This window comes from Planococcus halocryophilus, from assembly GCF_022489025.1.
GTDB classification, from domain to species: domain Bacteria; phylum Bacillota; class Bacilli; order Bacillales_A; family Planococcaceae; genus Planococcus; species Planococcus halocryophilus_A.
Genome location: NZ_JAKVTG010000005.1, coordinates 186185 through 210238, shown reverse-complemented (window position 1 = coordinate 210238; position 24054 = coordinate 186185). Strand labels below are relative to the sequence as shown.

The following is a 24054-nucleotide window of genomic DNA, read 5'->3' as shown; positions in this document are numbered from 1 at the left end:
GTGTTTGCGACATAGAGGGCAATCTTGCAATTATTTCTTCGCCTCCTGCGCGACTTTCACACTCCCCGGATCAAAAAACTTATCTACTAAATCATAAATCGTGATCAGCTCATAAAGAATGGTGAATTCGGGTGGGAATTCAGTAGGGCGCATGGCGTCGCTTGCTGTGATGCCTTTGCTGTTGTCCCAAAACAGATCAGTAATATTTTTTAATTGGCATTGATGCTTTTCGTGATCGTAGTCGATTGAGTGTTTCAAGTCGTTCGCCAGTTCAGTTACGGCATGCATAATAACTTCTCGCTCAGCGGTTGTCCACATCAGCTTATGCAGCGGGATATAAAGTAAAGTATCTAAATGAAATTCTAAGTTATGTAAGAAGAGCAATTGCTTTTCCGCCATTTGAAGTTCGGCTTCTCGCTCGCGAACCCACGGATACAAACTGGATTCGTCACGCTGGAAATGGATTAGTTTCTCGGTCTTTCTAATTTCCGTAACAAGTTCTTTTACAATCAACTGCTCTTTTTGACGGTTCGCGTCACTGTCAAAAAGGATGGTCTGAAATGTCTGTTCCAACATATTACCGGCTCGTTCCCCAATGCTTTGAATACTTCTCAAAATATCTTTCCGGTAGTTAGGCGGGAATACCAGCATATTTACAGCGGTGGACACTAGCAATCCAATGGTAGTTGTCCCTAAACGAATAAAGAATGAGACCAAAATATGTTCATGGATTACTTCGACCATCGCGACAGATGTTAATGTGGCAACGAGTAAACCAGCATGCAGATTAAGTTTATAACAAGCTAAAATCGTTGCAACTGCAGCGAGAGTATAGGTAATCGGGGAATTCCCAAAGAATGTAATAAAGAGGACAGCGAATGCAGAGCCAATCGCGGATGCTGGGAACCGAACGAGTCCCTTTTTAATCGAGTCGCTAACTGTGGGTTCAATCGTTACAATTGCGGTGATTACCGCAAAAACAGGTGGCCAACCAAACCATTCACAAATAATGGCTGTTAAAAAGATGGCGATCCCGGTTTTGAAAATTCGGCTGCCATTAAAGTGAAAAGAACGCATTTTTTATCCATCAGCTCCTTTCTGTAATTTTTCTCCTATGGTCCAGTATATCATCCAATTTCTTATGTACAGCAACACATTTTATACTTGCTATGCGTATCTTGTTCACTTAACTAGCAATCAATTTTCTCTTTATCGCTTGAAAAAGTGAAAAGAGCCTCTGATAAAACATCCATTCAAAATAGTTTATACTTGGGATGAAACTAATGAGCGAAGAAGTATAAGTGAGAAGAGATATAGAGGAGGACGAGTGGATGAAAATAGCAGTAACGGCCGCAAATGGTAAATTGGGTGAAGCAATAGTAGAAGCAACTGTATCTTTGCTGTCAAAAGATGAAGTGATTGGACTAGCGAGAACACCTGAAAAAGCAGCACATTTAGGTATTGAAGTGCGACCAGGCGATTACGAGGATCAACAAGCATTAGAGAAATCACTTGAAGGAATAGATGTATTGTTACTCGTTTCCGGTATGGATGCACCTGACAAACGTATACCCCAACATCGCAATGTTATTAAAGCGGCTAAAAACAGCGGAGTAAAGAAAATTGTCTACACCAGCATACAAGGAGCAGAAGAAGGGACAGCCTTTTCGCCGATTGTTCAAAGTAATCGACAAACTGAACAAGATGTAATCGATAGCGGACTAGACTGGGTGATTGGACGTAATGGAATTTATATCGAGCCCGATGTAGAATACATTGACTCTTATATCCAAGAAGGCGGCATTCGAAATTGCGCAGGCGATAGCAAATGTGGCTACACGACAAGAACGGAACTGGCTTATGCTTACGCAAAAATGCTGGTAGAAGATCAGCATAATTCGAAAATATACAACCTTCACGGTGAAGCCATTACGCAGTACGAGTTAGCGGACTACTTGGGCAATGCGTTCGATACACATTTAACTTATACAGCCATCAGTGTAGAGAAATTTAAAGAAGAACGAATCGCTGAGTTGGGTGAATTTATCGGCACAGTCGTAACCGGAATCTATCAAGGCATTAAAGACGGCAAGTCGAATAACCCAAGCCATTACGCTGATGCTACAGGGAGAGCCCATCAATCTTGGGAAGATTATTTCGAAAGTGTTAGTTCAAAGAGCAACTGATAACGTGAAGTAAATTGGTTTCATAGTGCATATGCGAAATTAGCATAATCTTAAAACTCAATACCCAAAAAAATTTTTCACACCACCAAAAGTAGCTCCGCGTAACAGCGGAGCTGCTTTTTTATTGAATTTATATTCAGAACAATCAAAATTAAAGTAGCGCTTTATTGGTGAAATAGTGTACACTCTTTATTAACGGAATGATTAAGGTCTATTTCCTTAAATAGAAAAGCAGGTGACAGTGTTGAAAAAGCAAACACAAGAGTTGTTCGAAGAGATTCGCGCATTTAGACGGGATCTTCATGAGAACCCTGAATTGAGTGGCGAAGAAACAGAAACTTCTCGAAAAATACAAGCGAAACTTGATGAATACGGCATCTCATATTCCACTGGATATGCAAAAACAGGTGTCCTCGGTGTGATCCAAGGCGGCAAGCCAGGAAAAACGGTTGGATTGCGTGCCGATATCGATGCCTTACCGATTTTAGAAAAAGCAGATGTGCCGTTCAAGTCTAAAGTCGATGGCAAAATGCATGCATGTGGGCATGATGCGCATACGGCCATGTTGCTCGGAGTCGGCAAATTACTGCAAGACCAGAAAGCCGATATTGCTGGAACTGTGTTATTAATTTTTCAGCCGGCTGAAGAAAATGCACCAACAGGTGGTTCGGAGCAAATGATGGCAGATGGTGTTTTTGATACGTATCAACCGGATGTTTTAATCGCGCAACATGTTTGGCCAGGTCTACCGGCTGGGCAAGTTGGTGTTATAGACGGAGCCATCATGGGCAACTCTGACCGTTTCCAAGTGACAATCTATGGAGCAGGGGGACACGCATCGATGCCTCATCAAACCGTCGATGCGATTATTATCGCCAACCAAGTCATGTCTGCCATCCAAACGATTGTTAGCCGGAACGCGAACCCGATGGATTCAGGCGTGATCACGATTGGAAAAATCACAGGAGGCTATCGTTACAATGTGGTAGCGGACACGGTAGTGCTCGAAGGAACGATTCGCTCTCTTTCAGACGACACCAAGAAACTTTTGAAAAAACGTTTCCATGAAGTGGTTCAAGGAGCTGCGGAAATGATGGGCGGTTCGTGTGAAATCGACTATTCGGATGGTTACCCAGCAACGATTAATACAAAACGTTGGGCTGAAGTAGTTCGGAAATCGGCAAAACATCAATTAGGTGATGTCGGTACACCAGAAGTGATCGGCAGTATGGCTGGAGAAGATTTTGGCCGTTTCTTGAAAAAGTATGAAGGGGTTTATTACTGGTTAGGCACTTCGGTCGGAGAACATCAAAAACCGCTCCACGACCCTGGCTTTATGATCGATGAACAAGCTTTGTCGATTGGGACAGAGTTGATGGCCCAAGCAGCGCTTGATGTGCTAGCCGAATTGAACAAATAGGAGGAACAGAAATGGCAAATTCCATTGAACAATTCATGGAAGAGATTGAGCCGTACGTGATTGAACAACGACGCAAGCGACATCAGTATCCTGAAATCGGCTTTGCGGAATATGTAACCACTTATGAGTTGAGCGAACAATTAGCAGGAAAAGGATTTTCCCTTTTTTATGGAACGGACTTTTTAACGAGCGAAGAACGCATGGGTGTACCGTGTGATCCAATGCTCGCAGAAAATGAACAGCGAGCGCTCCAAAAAGGCGTGCCAGCTGAGTTTCTTGAAAAGATGAAAGGCGGACATACTGGATTTGCAGCTGTACTCGATACAGGACGACCGGGACCGAACTTTGCTTATCGTTTTGATATAGACGCATTGCCAATAGAAGAAGCAGGTTGTGTTGACCATGTGCCAGCACAACAAGAGTTTCGTTCTCAAATTGCGGGAATGATGCATGCTTGCGGTCACGATGGTCACGCGGCAATTGGACTTGGACTCGCGAATTATTTGTCGAAGAAAAAAGACAGCTTAAGCGGCAAGTACACAATTTTGTTCCAACCTGCAGAAGAAGGTGGCCGCGGTGCAAAAGCGATTGTTGATAAAGGGTGGCTTGATCACATTGATTATTTTATGAGCGGTCATGTCGGTATTCATAATTTACCGTCGGGAACAGTCGCTGCGACCACGTCAAAATTTTTGGCCAGTTCCAAAATCAATGCAAAATTCATCGGCAAGTCGGCGCATTCCGGATTAGAGCCCAATGAAGGTCGCAACGCCTTGCTCGCTGCCGCATCTGCTGCATTGCATCTACATAGCATTGCAAACCATAAAGACGGAATCACACGTATCAATGTTGGCACGTTGCACGCAGGAGCCGGACGCAATGTTATCGCAGACAAAGCGTTGATGGAAATCGAGACGCGCGGTGAGACCAATAATTTGGATGCTTACATGCAAGAAAATGCAACGCGTATTTTACAGGCAAGTGCTGCATTATATGATGTCGAGCTAGAACTTGAACACATGGGAAGATCGGTTTCGACAGCTGCGGATCATGATTTCGCGAAAGTCGTAGAACGAGCATGTGCATCGTCAACAAGCTTGAAGATTGTTCCGCATCTGGAAGTAGGAGCTTCAGAAGATGTTACGTATATGATCGAGCGCGTCCGCGAACAAGGTGGGAAAGCGACATTTATGATTTTTGCAAGTCCGTTACCTGCCGGTCATCATCATCCTTGTTTCGATTATGAGGAACAGGCGTTGCTGGCTGGATTGGAAACGATAATACGTACAACGGATTATTTGCTAAAGGAGGACGGGTTACGTGCTTAGCTGGCTAATTGAACATTTACAGCGGATGAATATGACTAATGCATTGGTTAGATCAGAAGGATTTACGCGAGAAGGCTATACATCGGAAGAAACAAGCGCCATGGAAGTTTTTAAAGACATCGCGAAAGAGCTAGGCTTGGCTGTAAAAATAGACGCGGCAGGAAATATCATCGCGCGGTGGGAAGTTCCAGGCGGCGAAAGTGCGGCTGTAGCGACCGGGTCTCATCTGGATACGGTGCCAAACGGTGGTGCATTTGACGGAGGAGCGGGCGTTGTATGTGGCCTCGGTGCAGTTAAATTGCTGAAAGAAGCCGATTATAAACCAAAGCGGCCGATCGAAGTGATTTGTTTCCGTTCGGAGGAATCTTCGCGATTCGGCGTATCGACAATTGGCAGTAAAGCGATGAGCGGATTGTTGGATCTTTCTATTGGAACACTTGTCGATCAACACGGCACGACACTTGCGGAAGCTGTTAAAAGTCAAGGCTTTGACTGGGAAGAGTTGGCTAAAGCAAAACGTTCAAAAGAGGAACTAAAAAGCTTTGTCGAACTGCATATCGAACAAGGCATGCATATAAACGAGCATGAAAAAAATTATGGAATCGTTAAAGGTGTGGCTTGTCCGATTCGCTTAGCCGTTACGTTTAATGGCAAAGCAGGACATACGGGTACGACGCCGATGGACCGAAGACAAGACGCTTTAGCGGCAGCCGCTCCTTTTATTTCATTTGTTCAAGATACTGCACTTCAACTCAATGATGTGTACGAGAAACCGCTAGTGGCGACAGTCAGTACATTGACGTCTTCTCCAAACTCGATGAATGTGATTCCGCAAACCGTTATTGCCGGAGTGGATATCCGCAGCGTCGATGATCTTTTGAAAAAGAAAATGGCAGACGCGATTCGAAGTGAAGCAAACCGTATTGAACAAGCGACGGGCGTAGCTATCTCTATTGAAGTATTAGTCGATAATCCATCTGTTTTGCTTGATGAAAAGGTAGCCCGGCAGTTAGTTGATGCGGGTAACCAAGAAGCTTATTTGTCACACCATATGGATAGCGGTGCAGGACATGACGTGATGAACATGGCGCAAGTATGGCCAAGCGGATTGCTGTTTATCCCTTGCAAAGACGGCTTGAGTCATCATCCAGATGAATATGCAACAGCTGAAGATTTGAAGATGGGCTCGGAGCTTTTAGCCCGGTATATGATGGAGGCAACGACGATATGACAGAAATCGTTAAAGTTGGGTTAATCGGGCCAAAAGACTCGGTCAATGAAACGATGAAAGCGGCCGGCAGTTTAGACGGCATCGAACTGATTCCGTTCATTTACGAGCAGACCGAAGAAACAAAAGAGATTATTAATGAAAATTCAGCACGTATTGGGCATTGGCTTTTTTCAGGTCCTGCGCCTTATCATTTCGCATTAAAAGAACAGTTGATCGATGCCGACCACGCGGATTATATTTTGCTGCACGGGTCGAGTCTACTTGGGACAATGCTAGACGCGATTATGCAAGAAGGCGTGGTATTGTCCAGCATTAGCGTCGATTCGGTTCCACGCAGAGAAGTATTAAAAATGCTGAAAGACTTCGATTTGGAAAAAATGAAAATTCATACCGCTCCGGAACTTGGCTATATTCCAGCAGAAGAGTTGGTCGATTATCACGAGGCACTTTATCGTTCAGGTGAAATACAGGCAGCTCTAACTTGTCTTAATGCCACTTATAATGACTTAAAGAAAAGAGGCGTGCCGGTTTATCGGATCAGCGTATCGGAACTGGCAGCGCATCGAGCAATTTCAGTTATTAAAGAAAGGAGCTTGTCGGATCTTTACCGGATGAAGCAATTGGCGATGATTGGCATCGAAATCATGTACCCGAGCCAAGCTCAACAACGCAAGACACCTTTCAAAATTGAACGGCAGGAACTCGCAACCAATCGCGTGCTCATCGATTTTGCCGAAGAAGTAAAAGGCTCAAAAGTGAGTATGGGGAATGGGATTTATTTCATCTATACCACGCGAGGTGAATTAGAGCTATATGGCAAGTTCCACCACTTGAAAGAGTTACAAGAAGAAATCTTTGCCAACAGCAATATGCACGTCCGCATTGGTGTGGGATACGGCAGAACAGTCACAGACTCCGAACAAAACGTCAGGTTGGCATTAGACTATACCCGAGAAAAAGAGAACGGTGTTGTCATCAATATTGACGAAGGTGGAAAAGTGACAGAGATCAATTCACTAGGAAATGAGCTTCACTATAGCCGTCGCAGCAGTGAAGCAAAATGGCAGGAAGCGCTAAAAGACGCAGCGATTAGCCAAACCGTGGTCGCACGTATCGAATCGCTGTCTCACCATTATGCAAAAGAAGAAATCACGGCACTGGAATTATCGCAATGGATGAACAGCACCGAACGCAATGCGCGCAGAATTTTGACAGAACTTGAAAGTGTTGGCGTAGCAGAAGTTTCGGGAGAAGAATCTGGCCGAAGAGGGCGTCCGCGGAAATTATACCGCTTACTGTTTGGCTCAGAGAACTAAAAGAGGAGGAATGGGAATGACATCACCGATAGAAGAACAAGGCAAAAAAGGGTTTTTGAACTTTATTGAAAAGTGGGGTAACCGCTTACCCGATCCATTCTTTATCTTTGTATACTTAGCAGTGTTTGTTGTTTTACTCTCATGGTTAGTTAGTTCGCTTGGTACGACCGTCATCCACCCAGGAACCGGTGAAGAAATGGCGATACGAAGCATCGTCTCAGGAGAAGGAATTCGCTATATTCTGGCAGAAACCATCAATAACTTTACTGGCTTTGCACCACTTGGTCTTGTGCTTGTCATGATGCTCGGTATTGGTTTGGCTGAACGTGTTGGATTAATGGAAACAGCTATTAAGAAATCCATCTTGAATGCACCAAAATCATTGATTACATACGCGGTGATCTTTACAGGGATTATGGGTAACTTGGCATCGGATGCCGCATTTATCTTAGTTCCCCCGCTTGCTGCGATGGTCTTTGTCTCGGTAGGCAGACATCCGCTTGCAGGTCTTGCAGCTGGATTTGCTGGAACAGGCGCTGGATTTACAGCGAACATGTTGATCACGGGAACAGATGCATTGCTATCCGGGATTTCGACGGAAGCTGCACGAACGATTGATGAGACGTTTGTTGTAACGCCAGTTGATAACTGGTATTTTATGAGCGCTTCCGTTATTATCATGGCAATTGTTGGGGCAATCATCACAGAGAGATTGATCGAACCGCGCCTCGGCCAGTATACAGGTAGAATGGATAAATCGTTCGAACCCGTGACAAAGCAAGAAAACAAAGGGTTGTTAAATGCCTTAATCGCGGCAGCTATCTATATTGGTTTGATCGCATTATTAGTGTTTTTCCCAGGTTCTCCTGTTCGAAATGAAGAAGGCGGCATCATTCCTTCACCGTTCTTATCCGGCATTGTGCCGATTATTCTTTTCTTCTTTATCACGGTTGCTGTCGCTTACGGCGTCACAGTGAAGAAAATTACGGAATCTAAAGATGTTCCTGCTTATATGGGGGATGCCATCAAAGACATGTCAGGCTATATCGTACTTATTTTTGCGGCAGCCCAGTTTATTAGTTACTTCAATTGGAGTAATTTAGGCATTTGGTTGGCTGTTAACAGTGCAGAATTCCTGACAAGTATTAATATGACAGGCTTGCCGGTCATGGTCGCTTTCAGTATTCTTGCTGCAGTATTGAATCTCCTGATTTTTAGTGGTTCTGCGCAATGGGCGTTGATGGCGCCGATCTTTATCCCGATGTTCATGCTGCTCGATTATCATCCAGCATTTGTTCAATTGGCGTTCCGTATTGCGGATTCTTCAACGAATATTATCACACCACTAAATCCGTATATTTTGATTGTTCTCGCCTTTATGCGCGAATACGATAAAAAAGCAGGACTTGGTACATTGATTTCGTTGATGTTGCCATACAGCCTGATTTTCTTCGGCGTGTGGGTTATCATGATGATCATCTTCGCATTGACGGGGCTTCCAATCGGACCTGGTATTAGCTTGCGGATGTAAATTAAGAAATTATTCATCAATAAAAACTGCATCACCATTGTTAGTTGTGTCTAACAATGGTGATGCAGTTTTTTGTTGTAAAAGAATCGCTCTGGACGCTTTGGGCATGGCTCCGCCTCGCCCGTTGACGCGCCTTCGCTGGTGTGAGGTTTTTATTCTTTTAGGAAGTAGCAGGGGCTTTGTTTCTATTTAGTTATGGTTTTATGCTAAAAGGAAAAAGCGATGACGAATTACGTGTTGATTATCAAAAGAAAAAAACGTGGTGGAATAGAATCATTCCATCAGCTTAAACTGCTCTACCCTTGTTAGTTGTGTTTAACAAGGCTGGAGCAGTTTTTTGTTGTGAAAAACGCTTCGGACGCTTTGGGGATGGCTCCCGCCAGAAGCCAGGAAAAACACCTGTCTTCTAGCTTCGCCCACCCCGTTTGCGCGCCTTCGCTAGTATGGGTTTTGCATTTTTTTAGGTAAAAGCAGGGGGGCTATTTAGTTGTGGTTTTATGCTAGAAGTAAATAGTGATGGGGAAATACCTGTCGGTTATCGAAAGAAAAAAAGGCGTTGGAAGAGAATCATTCCAACGCCTTTTGAATGTACTATAAAATTGCTTCTGCAATAACTTTGTCTAGTTTGCGAATATCCACTTTCTTGTTCAAGTTCAATTTAAATTTTCCGGCCGTTGTCCAAAGTTCGAGTTCGGTGTTTAGATCGAATGTACCGCCATTTTCGGAAGAATACATAATAATCGATTTGAATGGAATCGTGTAAACCTCGACTTTTTTTCCCGTTATCCCTTGTTTGTCGGAAATAATAATCCGTTTATTCGTTACTACCGCTGTGTCGCGAATCGTCTTGTATGCGATTTGTGCTTTTTCTCCAGCAATCAATAAGTCGCTCACTGAATCTGGTACGTCAATTTCTTGCGTAAACGTCCAGGCCATCATTGCATTTAAATCTGCCATGTCATAGTTCCTCCTTAAAGTGTCTTTCTCCATTGTGGCATAAATTGGAATGTCGATAAAGGCAAACGCCTATTTGTGTGAGTGAGTTATGGTCAATCTTCGGTAATTTTTTTATTCTATTAGAGATTTTAGTCATCTGAATAAAAGGAGATACTTAAAAATCTTTAGTTAATTTATCATAATTAAGGGATTTATTTGATATAATTTACCTATCTAAAAGAGTGGGAGAATCAGATGCTAAACAATCGACAAAAGCAATTTCGTAAACACATGAAAGAATTGGAACGGGGAGATGCTCGTAAAAAAGATGTTTATAGCTATAGGGATCAGCGTTTTACAAGTGAAAAGCCAAAAAAGCGATTTAAAAAACCATTTCTACAAATTGGAGGTGGAATTAGCCTAATCGTGCTTTTGTGGAATGTGTTCGCACTGTCTACTTGGGTATGGCCGGGAAATGGATTACCCAATCTAATGTCAGCAAATCAGGTAGAAGTTCACGAATTTATTCAAGCGAGTACAGAGATTGAAATGAACTTAACTACTGAAGCAGTAGCGCTGGTGAATCAATATAATGCAAAAACCTTAACGCCGTTCCATATTGAAGAGGCACAAAAGAATCTGTTTCAATTGCAAAAGAGTATGAAAACAGAAGATGCTAGGTTTTTACAATACACTTCATATCTTGATGAACAATTTAAATTAGCTTATCAACTAACAAACGTGCTGAAAACAGAAGAATCAAATGTAAAATATGCTGAGCTTACCGGAATTATTGAGCGGCAAAATGCACTTTTAGAAATAAAAAATAATGCATTGCGAGAACTTTTAGACAGTGAAGACATTTCTTATAATCAACTCGAAGATGGATCTATCAATTATGAAGTTGAAATGTGAAATGAGATGCAAAAAAGCTAAATGAATTTATGATTTTCATTTTTCTAGGTTTCGACGACGATTATTAAAGACACATAAATACAACCAATATAAGGTGTAAACCAAACCATCTATATCACCGCTCAAAGGAATTACTACTCCTCTAAGCGGTTTTTATTTTATTCCAAAACGATTGATATAAATAAGTTGTCCCTCTAGTCAGTTTGTTTAAATGCAAAAACATTCGGGAACAACTAATATTAGGATGATTTATCAATCAGAGGAGGAAACAGAACATGGCAAAAGTATTAGCAGTATTATCAAGTGGACACAAAGATACAGAAAATAATTATGAAACTGGCTGGTGGGCCGAAGAGTTATTTGCACCGATGGAGATTTTAGAAAAAGCAGGACATCAAATGGATCTAGCTTCACCACTAGGCGGCAAACCAACACTTGATAAAGTCAGCATCAGCGAAGATTATGATCCTGAAGGCAAATACAAAAAACTGTATGAATCAGGATTAGCAGACAACACAACAGCTCTTTCGGATGTTAATGCAAAAGAGTACGACGTAGTATTCATCGTTGGAGGCCACGGCGCTATGTATGACTTGGCTGAAAGTGAAGAGCTGCGTAACATTATCAATACGGTTTACGACAACGGAAACATCGTTTCAGCTGTCTGCCACGGACCGGCTCCACTAATTTGGACGATGCGTCCAGATGGCAAGAGCATCATTGATGGCTTAGACGTAACGGGCTATCCAGAAGCGGTTGAACCTGAAGGCCTTCCTGCTATTCTGCCATTCAGCTTAGAAGGAAAAATGAACGAAGTAGCTAATTATAGCGCTGAAAATAAAGTGGTATGGGGCAATGAGCAACTGGTAACTGGGCGTGACCCGTTTTCTGCTGAAGAATTAGCAGACGAATTGGTTAAAGCGTTAGATAAAAGAAACAACAAGGACAACTAAATGATGGAATCAATCGTCATTACTGCGATTCTAGAGCCAAAAGAAAACATGGAACATCAATTATTGACGGAATTGAACAAAGTTCTCGAAGCTTCCCGAGCAGAAGCGGGTTGTGTAAACTATGTTCTCCATCAATCGATTGAAGATGACACCTTTGTCCTTCACGAAACGTGGAAAGACCAAGAGGCGTTAGAAAGTCATGTTGCTTCTCAGCATTACCAAGAATACCGGACAAACACGGCGGACTTGGTAGCACGGCGAGAGGTCTTTAAGTTAAAGACTGTCTAGCAGCACATGAAATTTCATAATTACTACATGCAGCACTTTGTGATGATCTATCGCAAAGTGCTGCATTTTTTTATCTTGAGTAAAGGCACAACTATTATTATTATTATTTATAAAATATAAACGAGAAAAAGAAAATTCGATTTAAGTTGAAAATCTCTTGGAAATCAACTAGCTTTAAGTAATACATATAAAGTAAAAGTTAGGTAGAATTTGTAGAGAAAGGTCGGAGAGTCTAAATGGTATCGTCAAAAGATGTGGCAAAGTATGCGGGTGTTTCACAAACGACAGTGTCACGCGTGGTAAATACACCTAATTTAGTAAAAGAGCCGACATATAGAAAAGTAATGGCCGCAATTGATGAATTGAATTATATACCAGATGGCAATGCGCGGTCTCTTGTACAAAAAAAGAGCGATACCATCGCGCTTATTTCAGGGCCTTTGTACAATCCTTTTTTTGTTGAAACGACCACATCCATTGTTAATTATGCAAATGAAAATGGATTTAAAATAAACGTCCATTTCTCCAATGATGAAAATATAGAGGAGATTTATAACTCTATTTTTGAAAAAAAAGTGGATGGCATCATTTTGTCATCGGTGTTATTGGAAGATCCAGTTTTTGCGAAGTTAGAGAAATCAGGAATTCCGTTTATTTTGTACAACAGAAAACACGAAAGCAATAAAAATTTCGTAGAGATGGATAACGAACAAGCAGGCTTTTTGGCGACGGATTATTTATTTTCACTTAATCATAGAGAAGTTTGCTGGATAGGTGGTCCGACAGAAATGAGCACTTTTAAAGGCCGTTATGATGGGTTTTTAAAAGCATTTCAAAAAAATAATGCGGCAATAAATCCAGAAAAAATATTCATCGGAAATACAAGTAAAGAAAATTTGTATCAAACTTTCTTGAAGTTAGAAGAGCTTTCAGAAAAGCCCACTGCAATTTGCGCGGCGACAGATGCGATTGCCATACAAATGATGGATTTTTATATTTCAGCAGGTTATAAAGTACCTGAAGACATTAGCATTATTGGAATTGATAACGTGAAAATTGGGCAACATGCTTCGATTAATTTAACGACTGTCGGTATTTCTTCACCAATTGATCTAGGTAGAATTGCGATTGAAAAGCTTATTAAGATGATCCAACAAAAAAATAAACCTTGTGTTCAAATAACAGAAGCTGTTAGACTATTTGAAAGAAAGACAATAATTAAAAAGAAAAAGGAGGTATGAATTCTTTTTTAAGTTAAATGGTTACGTAACCATTTTTTTAATCATAAATGGTTACGCTTCCATTTTCTGCAGGGGATTAAGGGGATTTGTAAATAACGATACTAACAAAGAGATAGGGGATATGTTATGAAATGGAAAAATCGAAAGTTTGGTGAAGAATCGCCGTATATTCCAGCTGGTCCTTTTAAAATTCGTTTGCCGTTTATTCATTACCGGTTCGAATGGCCAGATTATGTTCAAGGGTTATTGATGTGTGCGGTAGATTTAGCAGCCATTCCGTTATTAATAGAATTACTTGGAATGTCATTTGAAGTTGCTTTAGCGATTGTTATGTTAAATGGCGTCTTTTATTTATTGCATCATCTTCTAGGTGATCCAACTATTCCAGGATGGATTACACCAGCCATTCCACTCATTATGCTGTACTGTCTTCAATTTCCAGAAGGTCCAGAAAGGGTACATGCTTTAATCGCATTTCAATTAACCTTAGGGTTGTTTGCCATTTTCTTAGGATCTACAGGATTAGCTTCAAAAGTAGTATCAAGTATTCCATCTGCGATTAGATCAGGCATTATATTAGGCGCAGGTTTTGCGGCAGTTGCTTCTATTTTCGAAGTAGGTGGTCGTTTTGAAACGTACCCATGGACGATTTCGATTGCAGTAGGAATCGGTTTTTATTTACTTTTCTCTAAACATTTTACCAAGCTTAAATTGACGAATAATTTCTGGGGAACAATCGGCAAGCTCGGCATTTTCCCAATCATTATTATCGCAATTGTTATTGCACCACTGTTTGGTGAAGCTGCTTGGCCAGCCATTGAATGGGGAATTAGTTCTCCCGATTTCATCGGTTTATGGACAGGTTACACCGTTTTCGGTTTAGGCTTCCCACCATTAATGCTGTTTATAACAGGTATTCCAACTGTTTTTGCAGCGTATATCGTATTGTTTGGTGACGTATTGCAAACAAAAGCTTTAGTAAAAGAAGCAGATTTATCTCGTGAAGACGAAAAAATTGATTACAATGCGAATCGTGCGCATTTGATTTTTGGAACAAGAAACTCTGCAATGAGTATCCTTGGACCCGATGTTACAATGGCAGGTCCGTTATGGGCTGCTATGCAAGTGGTACTTGTTCAACGATTTAAAGACGGAAGAAAAGCGATGGATTCCTTTATTGGTGGTGCTGGTTCATTCCGTTGGGGAACTAATACCGGGTTACTCTTATTACCGATTGTTAGTTTAGTTCAACCGATTCTAGGTGTAGCACTTGCTTTAACGCTTCTTATTCAAGGGTATGTCAGTGTGAAAGTTGGTATTTTAGAAGCAAGAAGCCAAAGTGACTTAGGGATCGCAGGGATTATCGGAGCGGTTTTGGTCATCAAAGGAGCAGCTTGGGCCTTTGCGATAGGAATCGTCTTGTGCTTATTAATCTACGGTAAAGACTTCTTTAAGAATGAGACAGACAAAACGTTTACGAAAGATTTACCTTCACAAGTTAAAGAAGAAACTTCTGTTTTATAAAAGAAAGGATGTACCGCATGAAAAAGAATCTATATATTGATAAGCAATGGGTAGAGACCACTGACTATGTTGAGTTGTTTTCACCATATTCAAATGAAAAAATTGGAGACATTCCAAAAGCGTCAAAAGAAGATGTAGAACATGCTATTGATGCTGCTGCAAACGCTAGTGAAGAAATGGCAAATTTAACGGCGTATCAACGGGCAGAAATTCTTGAACAATTGGTTTTACTATTTATTGAGCATAGAGAAAGAGCGGCAAAACTTATTTCATTAGAATCCTCAAAGCCACTAAAATATGCATTAGGCGAAGTGGATCGTACGATTGAAACGTATAAATTCGCAGCAGAAGAAGCAAAGCGCTTAACTGGCGAAATGGTTCCGATGGATGCAGCAAAAGGCGGAAGCAATCGCTTAGCCTATACGCTGCGCGAACCGGTAGGCGTTGTCGCTGCTATAACACCTTTTAACTTTCCACAAAATTTAGTTGCGCATAAAATTGGACCGGCTATTGCCTCAGGAAATACGATGGTTTTAAAACCAGCTTCTCAAACACCGTTATCTGCTTTTTTACTGGCAGAGTTATTGGACCAAACAGATTTACCAAAAGGTGCTTTTAATTTGGTGACGGGCAGTGGGAAAGCGGTTGGCGACGTTTTAGTTGAAAGTGAAAAAGTGAAGATGGTTACTTTTACAGGGAGCCCGGCTGTGGGTAAAGGCATTCGAGACAAAGCTGGATTGAAAAAAGTAGCTTTAGAACTTGGTTCAAATTCAGGGCTTATTATTGACGAAGGTGTAGACATGGATACGGTGATTGAAAAGGTTGTAATCGGATCTTTTTCAAACCAAGGACAAGTGTGCATTTCGTTGCAGCGGATTTATATAATGGAGAGCTTAATCGAAGAGTTTCTCACTCGCTTTAAAGAAGCAACGACAAAACTGAAAGTTGGAGATCCACTGGATCCAACAACAGAAATTTCAGCTATGATTTCTAAAGAAGAACAACAACGAGCTGAAACGTGGGTACAAGAAGCTGTTGCTGAAGGGGCCAAGTTAGTTATTGGAGGAAAAGTTGAAGATGAAGTATTCCAACCAACTATACTTACACAAGTTTCTGCAGACTCAAAAGTTTCGTGCCAAGAAGTGTTTGCGCCTGTTGTAATCGTCAACCCAATCCAATCGGTTGAACAAGGCATAAGTGAAATCAACAATTCCGATTACGGCTTACAAGCTGCTATTTTCACCAATGATATTAAGACTGCGTTCAATGCATCTAAAAAGCTGCAAGTGGGCGGCGTACTCATCAATGACATTCCAACTTTCCGTGTGGATCAAATGCCATATGGTGGAGTGAAAGAAAGTGGTAATGGTAAAGAAGGACTGAAGTACACGATTGAAGAAATGACTGAGATGAAACTCGTCATTTGGAATCAATCTTAAAAAATCCTTTTACACGTAAGATATTTGAAAAGGAGTGTTTAGAGTGTCAAACAAAATTACGTTTGTTCCGATCAGTTATACTGGTTGGGATTCATTAGAGCATCTAGTAAGTGAGGTTACTCGCTTAAATGCCAGCAATATTTTAATAGTGACAGATCCACTTCTAGAAGAATTGGGGATGACCAATAAAATTATTGAGCCGCTTCAAGCACAAGGGTGGAAAACAAGTGTTTATACAGAAGTGGTTCCGGAGCCTCCATTAGAAGTAGGAGAGAAACTAGTCGCTTTCACGAGAGAACATAAATTTGATTTGGTGATTGGGTTAGGCGGAGGAAGTGCGCTGGATTTAGCTAAATTGGCCGGAGTTCTCGCAACACATGAAGGGAAAGTTGCTGACTACTTGAACTTAACAGGGAGTCGTACGTTAACTCATAAAGGCATACCGAAAATATTGATCCCCACAACATCTGGAACAGGATCAGAAGTGACCAATATTTCGGTGCTATCATTGGAATCCTCGAAAGATGTGGTAACTCACGACTATCTATTACCTGACGTAGCCATAGTGGATCCGGCATTAACGACATCGTTGCCACCAAAAGTAACAGCTGCTACTGGGATCGATGCGTTAACGCATGCAATTGAAGCCTATGTGTCTAAAAATGCGAACCCGGTGACTGATGCACTTGCCTTGCAAGCAATCCGTTTAATTAGCGGCTCTATCCGAACGGCTGTAGCAGATGGAGAAAATAAAGAAGCGCGTACGGATATGAGCTATGGAAGTTATTTGGCCGGCTTATCGTTTTTCAATGCGGGCGTAGCAGGTGTTCATGCATTAGCCTATCCTTTAGGCGGGCAATTCCACATTTCACATGGTGAATCGAATGCTGTTCTATTGCCGTACGTCATGGGCTATATTCGCCAAAGCTGCGAAAAAAGAATGAAAGATATTTTAGAAGCGATGGGCTTTAGTTCGAATCAGTTGTCTCAAGAAGAAGCTTCTTTAAAATGCATTGAAGAGCTGAAAAAGCTAGTGGCCGATGTAGGAATTCCATTGTCATTAAAAGAATTCGGCATTCAAGAAGATGCTTTGGATAGTCTTGCGGATGATGGCATTAAGCAAAAGAGAATTTTAGCAAGAAGTCCAATGCCATTAGAGAGAGAAGACATTTTCACGATTTACCAAGCAGCTTTTAAAGGTGAAGTTGTAGAAAAATAAAGATTAAGTAATAACTAAAGCAGACTAGATTACAGAGAGAATTAACGTTCACAAGTGATCAAAAAACCGTCACTCCTTTTCTGGAGTGACGGTTTTTTTGTATTATCCGTATTGAGTTTTGACCAGATCAAGTAAGCCAGTTTTCGTTAAATACGGTTCTGGGGCGAGGAATGTTACCGTCACTACGCCTGGGTGGCGCCCGATTTCAATCGCGCCCGTAATCGTTGAGCGATTCATGATTTCCGGGATGGTCACGCCGAAAAAGTCAGCAGCGCGTTTTAAGCCGTTATCGGTAGCGTCATTTAAGTTTGGGCCGGACCCGATAAAGGAAACGGGATAGGATTCTTCTATTTTGGCAACGTTCCAATTGTCCGCAATTTGCTGAGCGGATCTTTTTTCTTCAGCTGTGAATGGTTTTGCGGTATATGGCAAATCCTCGACATTTGGCAGCAAAATCGGTCCTTTAATGTTCAAGCCTTTGAGAACATGAACTTGAAGGTGGGTAATTCCTGAAACGTCAGTTGTATGCCCTGCAATTTCACCATCCCCTTGCATGGCGTGCATATCTCCAAGATAAATGCCACCACCTGCGACTTTAACTGGGCAAATAAGGATAGCGCCAGCACGCACGCGGTTAACATCCAAATGACCATCCGTACGGTGGGTTTCCAATTCTTCTTGAGTGCTCTTATAGTCATGAGTGGCGCCGACCAAGAACGAACCAAAATCTCCAGCATTATGGGAATCTGGCGTTGGCCGTGATGGCGTCGTGCCTAATTGGCCGAGGAAGGGACGCATACGCGCCATCGTGCCAACAAGGTCATGCGGTGCAAACGTGACGACTGGATTTTGAATAGATGCTTCAGGAGTCTTCATGTAAAATCGGCCAGCTTCTGCAATCGTTTCCGCTGCGCCTTGTGGCAAAGTGAGGCCAACATCGCCATTTTCACCAAAGAACATGGTATAGCCATTCGTGAAAATAAAGGGAGAGGCATCTGCACCGCAATTCGCACAGCGGATGGCTTCGATGCCAATACCTTTGATAACGGTTTCTGGGTTCTTTGTTCCGCATTCTGGACATTTCGCTGCCACATAACCATCGCCATCTGCACGATCTTCTATCATTTGGTCGTTTCCAGACGCTGTTGCTTGGGAAGTTACGGTGATTGCCTGAATTCGAATCGCAATGGCATCACCCGGTTCTGCACCTTCGACATAAACAGGTTTTGTTACTTCATGTCCGCCTTTGATGCTTGGCGTCATCATCGGTCCCCAACAGCCAGGAGCCGTATTTGCAATAATATATCCTCCGTCTTTCACAGGTCCTAACATCTCTTTTTCTGGATCCAAAATACCATCAACGAAATGATTAACAAATAAAGTTTCTACAGCCGTTTTGTTCACGCTAATCCTCCTCATTTTCTAATTGTCAGACTACTTGGATTATATATCTTTGGTTAGCTTTTAACAATTTAAAGAGACTGAAGAATGTTTCGGAAGAGAAGGAGTTACTAAGCAAAGTAGTTCAGTAAGAGAATTCAATCGATTTTTCTAGCTATACTTTCATAACGTAAAATCGCAAACCATATTTCCATAAAAAAATCGGCACCCAAAGGTACCGATTTTTCTTATTTTTTACAAGCCTTCGTCAGAATTTTCGTCAGCTGTATTATCGCGTTCTCCACGGTGCTTTTTAGCCCCACCGCGTTGTTTAGGAAGTTCGACATCAAATGCTTCAAGCTGAGTCTGCGCTTCTTCTTTCGTCAACGTACCTTCTTTAACTTGATCGAGAATCGCTTCGACTTGTGTGCGTGTTTCTTCATCCAAGTCTGCGAAACGATCTCCTTTCAATTCAGGCGCTTCAATTCCAAGTGCTTCAAGTTGAGCCTGAGCTTCTTCATTCGTTAACGTGCCATCTTTTAGTTCGTCCATGATCGCTTTAGCCTGAGTTTGTGTTTCCTCATCTAAATCTGCGAATGGATTGCCGTGGCGATTACCTTTCCCTTGACGTTCGCCCATCTCAGGTAGTTCAATACCAAGTGCTTGGAGCTGAGTTTGCGCTTCTTCTTTTGTTAACGTGCCATCTTTTAGTTCGTCCATGATCGCTTTAGCTTGAGTTTGTGTTTCCTCATCTAAATCTGCGAATGGATTGCCGTGGCGATTGCCTTTCCCTTGAAGTTCGCCCATCTCAGGTAGTTCAATGCCAAGTGCTTGGAGCTGAGTTTGAGCTTCTTCTTTTGTAATGGCGTCGTCTTGGAGTTCATCTAGGATTGCTTTAGCTTGATCTTTTGTTTCGTCATCCAAATCGGCAAAAGGACTACGGCGCTCTTCTTTATCCTTTGAAACAGCTGTAGCACTTTGTTCAGTTGCGTTTTCTGTTAAAGCCTCTGTTGTTTCTGATGCAAATACGGGACCCACTGCAGATCCCACAACTCCAATTGATAATGCACTTGAAGCGATTAATAAACTAAATTTTTTATTCATTTACGATTCCTCCTAAGTTTTGATGTGATGCCTTACACTGCTTACTATAAAGAGGGTTAGTGAAAGTTTAGTGAAATTGAAAAAGAATTTTCATTTGTTTTTCATTAAGGTGTGTTATTTTTAAAAAAGATAAAAAGGGATTTTTGAGAGAGGGGTATTCACATGAAAGTGCTATTAGCTGAAGATGATGAACGCCTTGGTGAACTGATCGTTCATTTATTAAAGAAAAAAGGAGCTTCTGTCGTCGACTGGGTAACAGAAGGTGAAGATGCCATTGCTTATGCACAAGCCTCTTTTTATGATGTTGTCATTCTCGACTGGATGATGCCAAATGGCGATGGCGTTTCGGTTTGTCGGCATTTACGTGAAGCAGGTTATAGCGGTGCGGTATTAATGTTGACGGCCAAAGGGGCTGTACCGGACCGAGTAGAAGGGCTTGATGCCGGAGCGGATGATTATATCGTCAAGCCGTTTGAAATTGAAGAATTATGGGCGCGGCTCAATGCGCTAACGCGGCGCACGCGTACACCAATACGAGAAGAAACGGTGATGCTTGGCGAGTTGTTGTTAAATCGAACAAGTCATACGCTCTACTATCAAAAAGAAGAAATTTTACTTACACCGCGTGAGTTTCAGTTATTCGAATTGCTTGTAGTAAATCGTGGACAAGTGCTGACCCGCGAATTGATACTCGACCGTATATGGGGACTTGATGCCGAAGTGTCTTTAAAAACGATTGATGCTACGGTGAAGTTATTAAGGAAGAAAATTAACCGCACCAGCAAAGAAGATTTTATCAAAGCGGTTCGCGGGGTGGGGTATAAAATTGAAGCGTAAAAAAAGATCAAAGCAGGCTAAAAAAACGACAGATGTCTTTCGTGCAACGCATAAACGTTTAACCTTGTTTTACAGCGGCATTTTTTCCGTCTTTTTAATCCTCTTTGTAGCAATTGTGTTATTCATCTTGTACCAAGTCGTTTTTACTGAACAAGAGCAGGAACTCCGACAGCTTGCCGAACAAGAAATAACGGAGCTTCGCAGAGAAACCTTTGGTCCGGCTGCTCCTGCGCGAAGATTACCGCGTCAGCAATTTCTAGCAGAAAATCAATTGTTTTATTACGTACAAACATCAGATGGCGAGCTTGTAGTATCTAATGAAGGCATTGAACAGCTACAGTCATTGTATTTGGACCTTATTTCTAGTTGGACGCCTAACGAAACAGAAATTAAACAAGAGACTATTACGATCCCAACGGAAAATCCTGACTTTAGTGAGTTCCAAAATTTTGATTTTACTGTTCTCGCTTTAGCACGTCCGGTCAAGGTTGACGGAGACGTTGTCGGTACGATGTATATCGGTCTCGACATTTCCAATATCACACGGATTTTCCGTTGGACCGTCATCGTACTTAGTGGGCTAGCTGTTCTCTTTATTGGTATCGGAATTGTGCTTAGTTATATCATGTCAAAACGGGCACTCGTTCCGGTTCAGCGGAGTTACAACCAGCAACGTGAATTGGTGGCGAACGCATCACACGAGTTGCGGACACCGCTGAGTACTATTTTGTCTTCTATAGAAGTGCTTGAAATGGAGCGGGAAGAAAAAGACTCTTTTACCGGGCGTATTTTGGATGGGTTAAAACATGAGGTTCGTCGAATGACCGTATTGGTTAGTGATTTGTTGACACTAGCACAGGCGGATTCACCAGATGCCAATGCGCTGATTCGTAACTGGTGCAACTTAACTCCAGCGAGCGAACAGTTAATAGAATCTTTCAAGGCAAGAGCTACTGCTAAAAAAATCGATTTAACACTAGAAGCACCTGCCGAAGTAAATGTATATGCAGATTGCGATAAACTAGTTCAGTTGCTATCAATTCTTCTCGACAACGCGATTAATTACACACCAGAAGGCGGCAGTGTCGCTGTCACATTGCAAATGCGTAGCGATTCTTTACTGCTTGCCGTACGTGATACTGGCATTGGCATTGCAGCTGCAGACCAGGATCATATTTTCAATCGCTTTTACCGAGCAGATAAAGCACGGACGCGAAAAGAAGGTGGACATGGACTTGGTTTAGCAATCGGCAAATGGATTGTCGACGCACACGGCGGAACGATTTGGGTGGAAAGTGCCTCAGGACAAGGATCGTTATTTCAAGTATCGATTCCAAGTGGTAAGGATAGGTAGTTTTTTTCGAATCGCTCCACGCTTCTATTTAAGCTGAAAAATGAAACAAGTAAAAGCCGCTAGCAGAAGTTATTCTGTTTGGCGGCTTTTTAACTGGTTCCTCATTGCTCTTTCAAATAATGTATTCAAAAACAATCGTTCTGCTCTCTCCCATATATGGTAGAATAATCGTAATAAAATATTTTTGTAAAATTGAGACAGCGGTGCAAAAAGAGAGAAATCCGCAATATGATAAGACAGGGGATATGTATATGTTAGATGATAGAGAAGAAGACGTATTCGCGAAGAAAACGGTAGAAAAACGTAGGCTCGGAGAACCGACTGGTGCGTTTAAAGGTGCATCTTGGGGAGCGTTGCTCATCGGGGTATCAACGTATTTGATCGGTTTATATAATGCGGGAATGGAGTTAAACGAAAAAGGCTATTATATTACAGTCATGATTCTTGGGCTTTATTCTGCTGTGTCGCTGCAAAAAGCGGTAAGAGACCGCGACGAAGGAATCCGCGTTACCAATTTGTATTACGGCATTAGCTGGTTTGCACTCATTTCTGCAATCGCACTTATGGCGATTGGTTTGTTTAATGCCGGCAGTATCACGCTGAGCGAAAAAGGCTTTTACGGCATTTCGTTTGTCTTGAGTTTGTTTGCTGTTGTAACGGTGCAAAAAAACGTTCGCGATACAGAAGAAGCGAACAATATGGATGAGTAGTGAGAGGCGTAAGAACTTTGTAAGATCACTCTACTAATCAAAGACAAAATTTAACGAACAGAAAGAGGAAACCAGTTGAAAATCCAAGTTAAAAAATTAATGTTATCGACTATCGTAACAAGCGTTTTATTTACAGGGGCAGCCGGTAATGTCTTTGCACAAGAAACATCGACAAGCGCTAAGCCAGAAACGGAACAAATGCAGCAAAACAAACAAGAGACCAAGTACTCGAAAAAAGTGATGGAAGCGGTACGCGTTGATTTAGGAGAAGACGCAAAATCTACGCAAAAAGATAGCGCCATCAACAAATTGCCGAAAACGCAAGTCATGGATTACTACTTGGCATCATTTGGTGAAAAGCTAAAAGGCAACGAAGTTCGTCGAGCAGTAAAAGAAGTCTTTTCGATTAATTTGAACACGGTTTCAGAAATGAATTATGGCAGCAAACTGACCGTATATTCGGATGACATTATGAAAAGCTTGCGAGTTTCTTTGGGAGAAGCACCGACATCTAAAGTAAAAGACGAGCAGATTATGAGCATGATGAAAAACGAAGTAATGGACCTCTATATAAAACAACATGATTATTCACTTACTGGAGTAGCGAGCCGAGTGCTGATTAATGGTATTTACGGCGTGAACTTGGAAGGAATCTCTGGTTTGGAATACTTGCAAATAGCCATCCACTCTAAAGGACAATGGATTATAAAAAGTGACAAGGATTTATTCATGTTAAAATCTAGCCTTGACGATGTAGACGTGTCGATTGCAACAACGTCTTACTTTAAAGAACTGACAGGCAGTGACCAAATGCCAGCAGCTTTAAAGAACAAATTTCTAGATATGGGCTTTACTTATATTGAAGAAACAAACCTTCTGTATTACAAAGACCCATCCGGCAAATCAGTTTCAGATCAATTTAAAGGTCAAGTAATCGGGCTACTTGTTGGAACAGTGAAAAACGAATACCAAAAGTAATCCTTAGAAGCTCAACCGCTCTTCTCTCAACCGAGATAGGCGGTTTTTTCTTGTTTAAACTCGACTTTCTCTAACTATCCACTAAGCCTACTACCAATAGTCTATTCCTCGCTACTACCTTGTAACAGTCTTACTACTGCTTAGTCAGTGTTTATCAACTATTG

At 41.8% G+C, this 24054-nt stretch carries 21 protein-coding genes; 17 read left to right on the top strand and 4 right to left on the bottom strand.

What is annotated here, in order from left to right; all coding sequences use genetic code 11:
- Nucleotides 1-30: 30 nt before the first annotated feature.
- Complete coding sequence (locus MLE13_RS08465; protein WP_240749289.1) at nt 31-1077, bottom strand: aromatic acid exporter family protein; 1047 nt, start codon at nt 1075-1077, stop codon at nt 31-33.
- Nucleotides 1078-1331: 254 nt separating this feature from the next.
- On the opposite strand from MLE13_RS08465, the gene MLE13_RS08460 reads away from it, so the two are divergent.
- The 6 genes from MLE13_RS08460 to MLE13_RS08435 all read left to right on the top strand — a co-directional run bounded on the left by MLE13_RS08460 (nt 1332) and on the right by MLE13_RS08435 (nt 9012).
- The gene (locus MLE13_RS08460; protein ID WP_240749288.1) at nt 1332-2186 is read left to right on the top strand and encodes an SDR family oxidoreductase; all 855 of its coding nucleotides are present in this window, start codon (nt 1332-1334) and stop codon (nt 2184-2186) included.
- Between the two features lie 244 nt (nt 2187-2430).
- Nucleotides 2431-3606: a M20 metallopeptidase family protein gene (locus MLE13_RS08455; RefSeq protein ID WP_240749287.1), complete on the top strand. Its 1176-nt coding sequence runs from the start codon at nt 2431-2433 to the stop codon at nt 3604-3606.
- A gap of 11 nt (nt 3607-3617) precedes the next feature.
- Nucleotides 3618-4934 carry an amidohydrolase gene (locus MLE13_RS08450; protein WP_240749286.1) on the top strand — a complete coding sequence of 439 codons (1317 nt, stop codon included), beginning with the start codon at nt 3618-3620 and terminating at the stop codon, nt 4932-4934.
- Entirely contained in the window at nt 4927-6165 is a 1239-nt protein-coding gene (locus tag MLE13_RS08445) for a M20 family metallo-hydrolase (protein ID WP_240749285.1), read from the top strand. Before MLE13_RS08450 ends, MLE13_RS08445 begins: the two co-directional genes overlap by 8 nt.
- Nucleotides 6162-7481 carry a hypothetical protein gene (locus MLE13_RS08440; RefSeq protein ID WP_240749284.1) on the top strand — a complete coding sequence of 440 codons (1320 nt, stop codon included), beginning with the start codon at nt 6162-6164 and terminating at the stop codon, nt 7479-7481. Before MLE13_RS08445 ends, MLE13_RS08440 begins: the two co-directional genes overlap by 4 nt.
- A 16-nt stretch (nt 7482-7497) precedes the next feature.
- Nucleotides 7498-9012, top strand: coding sequence for an AbgT family transporter (locus MLE13_RS08435; protein ID WP_240749283.1), 1515 nt, complete (start codon nt 7498-7500; stop codon nt 9010-9012).
- A 591-nt stretch (nt 9013-9603) separates the two neighbouring features.
- Here the strand turns inward: MLE13_RS08435 and MLE13_RS08430 are convergent.
- On the bottom strand, nt 9604-9969 hold the full coding sequence (locus tag MLE13_RS08430; protein WP_240749282.1) for a PH domain-containing protein: 366 nt from the start codon (nt 9967-9969) through the stop codon (nt 9604-9606).
- 234 nt (nt 9970-10203) lie between these two features.
- Here MLE13_RS08430 and MLE13_RS08425 point away from each other — a divergent pair, with 234 nt between their 5' ends.
- From MLE13_RS08425 to MLE13_RS08395, 7 genes are all read left to right on the top strand, one after another.
- Entirely contained in the window at nt 10204-10863 is a 660-nt protein-coding gene (locus MLE13_RS08425; RefSeq protein ID WP_240749281.1) for a hypothetical protein, read from the top strand.
- A 275-nt stretch (nt 10864-11138) separates the two neighbouring features.
- The gene (locus MLE13_RS08420) at nt 11139-11816 is read left to right on the top strand and encodes a type 1 glutamine amidotransferase domain-containing protein (protein WP_240749280.1); all 678 of its coding nucleotides are present in this window, start codon (nt 11139-11141) and stop codon (nt 11814-11816) included.
- Between the two features lie 3 nt (nt 11817-11819).
- Nucleotides 11820-12104 carry a putative quinol monooxygenase gene (locus tag MLE13_RS08415; protein ID WP_240749279.1) on the top strand — a complete coding sequence of 95 codons (285 nt, stop codon included), beginning with the start codon at nt 11820-11822 and terminating at the stop codon, nt 12102-12104.
- A 236-nt stretch (nt 12105-12340) separates the two neighbouring features.
- Complete coding sequence (locus MLE13_RS08410; protein ID WP_240749278.1) at nt 12341-13345, top strand: LacI family DNA-binding transcriptional regulator; 1005 nt, start codon at nt 12341-12343, stop codon at nt 13343-13345.
- A 126-nt stretch (nt 13346-13471) separates the two neighbouring features.
- Nucleotides 13472-14869, top strand: coding sequence for a DUF3360 domain-containing protein (locus MLE13_RS08405; RefSeq protein WP_240749277.1), 1398 nt, complete (start codon nt 13472-13474; stop codon nt 14867-14869).
- Between the two features lie 17 nt (nt 14870-14886).
- Complete coding sequence (locus tag MLE13_RS08400; RefSeq protein ID WP_240749276.1) at nt 14887-16308, top strand: aldehyde dehydrogenase family protein; 1422 nt, start codon at nt 14887-14889, stop codon at nt 16306-16308.
- Between the two features lie 43 nt (nt 16309-16351).
- Entirely contained in the window at nt 16352-17527 is a 1176-nt protein-coding gene (locus tag MLE13_RS08395; protein WP_240749275.1) for an iron-containing alcohol dehydrogenase, read from the top strand.
- 102 nt (nt 17528-17629) lie between these two features.
- Here the strand turns inward: MLE13_RS08395 and MLE13_RS08390 are convergent, their stop codons facing one another.
- Both MLE13_RS08390 and MLE13_RS08385 read right to left on the bottom strand, forming a co-directional pair.
- Entirely contained in the window at nt 17630-18946 is a 1317-nt protein-coding gene (locus MLE13_RS08390) for an acetamidase/formamidase family protein (protein WP_240749274.1), read from the bottom strand.
- 216 nt (nt 18947-19162) lie between these two features.
- Nucleotides 19163-20011: a hypothetical protein gene (locus MLE13_RS08385; RefSeq protein ID WP_240749273.1), complete on the bottom strand. Its 849-nt coding sequence runs from the start codon at nt 20009-20011 to the stop codon at nt 19163-19165.
- A gap of 162 nt (nt 20012-20173) precedes the next feature.
- On the opposite strand from MLE13_RS08385, the gene MLE13_RS08380 reads away from it, so the two are divergent.
- From MLE13_RS08380 to MLE13_RS08365, 4 genes are all read left to right on the top strand, one after another.
- The gene (locus MLE13_RS08380) at nt 20174-20848 is read left to right on the top strand and encodes a response regulator transcription factor (protein ID WP_240749272.1); all 675 of its coding nucleotides are present in this window, start codon (nt 20174-20176) and stop codon (nt 20846-20848) included.
- Nucleotides 20838-22202 (top strand): sensor histidine kinase, encoded by a 1365-nt coding sequence (locus MLE13_RS08375; RefSeq protein ID WP_240749271.1) that lies wholly within the window; start codon nt 20838-20840, stop codon nt 22200-22202. Before MLE13_RS08380 ends, MLE13_RS08375 begins: the two co-directional genes overlap by 11 nt.
- A 251-nt stretch (nt 22203-22453) precedes the next feature.
- Complete coding sequence (gene yiaA / locus MLE13_RS08370) at nt 22454-22912, top strand: inner membrane protein YiaA (RefSeq protein WP_240749270.1); 459 nt, start codon at nt 22454-22456, stop codon at nt 22910-22912.
- Between the two features lie 75 nt (nt 22913-22987).
- Nucleotides 22988-23890: a hypothetical protein gene (locus MLE13_RS08365; protein ID WP_240749269.1), complete on the top strand. Its 903-nt coding sequence runs from the start codon at nt 22988-22990 to the stop codon at nt 23888-23890.
- Nucleotides 23891-24054 lie beyond the last annotated feature (164 nt).

Bases quoted from the DNA above. Each gene is read 5' to 3' on its own strand.
- MLE13_RS08390 (WP_240749274.1), bottom strand. From the start codon at position 18,946: ATGAGGAGGATTAGCGTGAACAAAACGGCTGTAGAAACTTTATTTGTT.
- MLE13_RS08415 (WP_240749279.1), top strand. From the start codon at position 11,820: ATGGAATCAATCGTCATTACTGCGATTCTAGAGCCAAAAGAAAACATG.
- yiaA (WP_240749270.1), top strand. From the start codon at position 22,454: ATGTTAGATGATAGAGAAGAAGACGTATTCGCGAAGAAAACGGTAGAA.
- MLE13_RS08450 (WP_240749286.1), top strand. From the start codon at position 3,618: ATGGCAAATTCCATTGAACAATTCATGGAAGAGATTGAGCCGTACGTG.
- MLE13_RS08425 (WP_240749281.1), top strand. From the start codon at position 10,204: ATGCTAAACAATCGACAAAAGCAATTTCGTAAACACATGAAAGAATTG.
- MLE13_RS08460 (WP_240749288.1), top strand. From the start codon at position 1,332: ATGAAAATAGCAGTAACGGCCGCAAATGGTAAATTGGGTGAAGCAATA.
- MLE13_RS08385 (WP_240749273.1), bottom strand. From the start codon at position 20,011: ATGAATAAAAAATTTAGTTTATTAATCGCTTCAAGTGCATTATCAATT.
- MLE13_RS08430 (WP_240749282.1), bottom strand. From the start codon at position 9,969: ATGGCAGATTTAAATGCAATGATGGCCTGGACGTTTACGCAAGAAATT.
- MLE13_RS08465 (WP_240749289.1), bottom strand. From the start codon at position 1,077: ATGCGTTCTTTTCACTTTAATGGCAGCCGAATTTTCAAAACCGGGATC.
- MLE13_RS08440 (WP_240749284.1), top strand. From the start codon at position 6,162: ATGACAGAAATCGTTAAAGTTGGGTTAATCGGGCCAAAAGACTCGGTC.
- MLE13_RS08410 (WP_240749278.1), top strand. From the start codon at position 12,341: ATGGTATCGTCAAAAGATGTGGCAAAGTATGCGGGTGTTTCACAAACG.
- MLE13_RS08380 (WP_240749272.1), top strand. From the start codon at position 20,174: ATGAAAGTGCTATTAGCTGAAGATGATGAACGCCTTGGTGAACTGATC.
- MLE13_RS08435 (WP_240749283.1), top strand. From the start codon at position 7,498: ATGACATCACCGATAGAAGAACAAGGCAAAAAAGGGTTTTTGAACTTT.
- MLE13_RS08400 (WP_240749276.1), top strand. From the start codon at position 14,887: ATGAAAAAGAATCTATATATTGATAAGCAATGGGTAGAGACCACTGAC.
- MLE13_RS08420 (WP_240749280.1), top strand. From the start codon at position 11,139: ATGGCAAAAGTATTAGCAGTATTATCAAGTGGACACAAAGATACAGAA.
- MLE13_RS08405 (WP_240749277.1), top strand. From the start codon at position 13,472: ATGAAATGGAAAAATCGAAAGTTTGGTGAAGAATCGCCGTATATTCCA.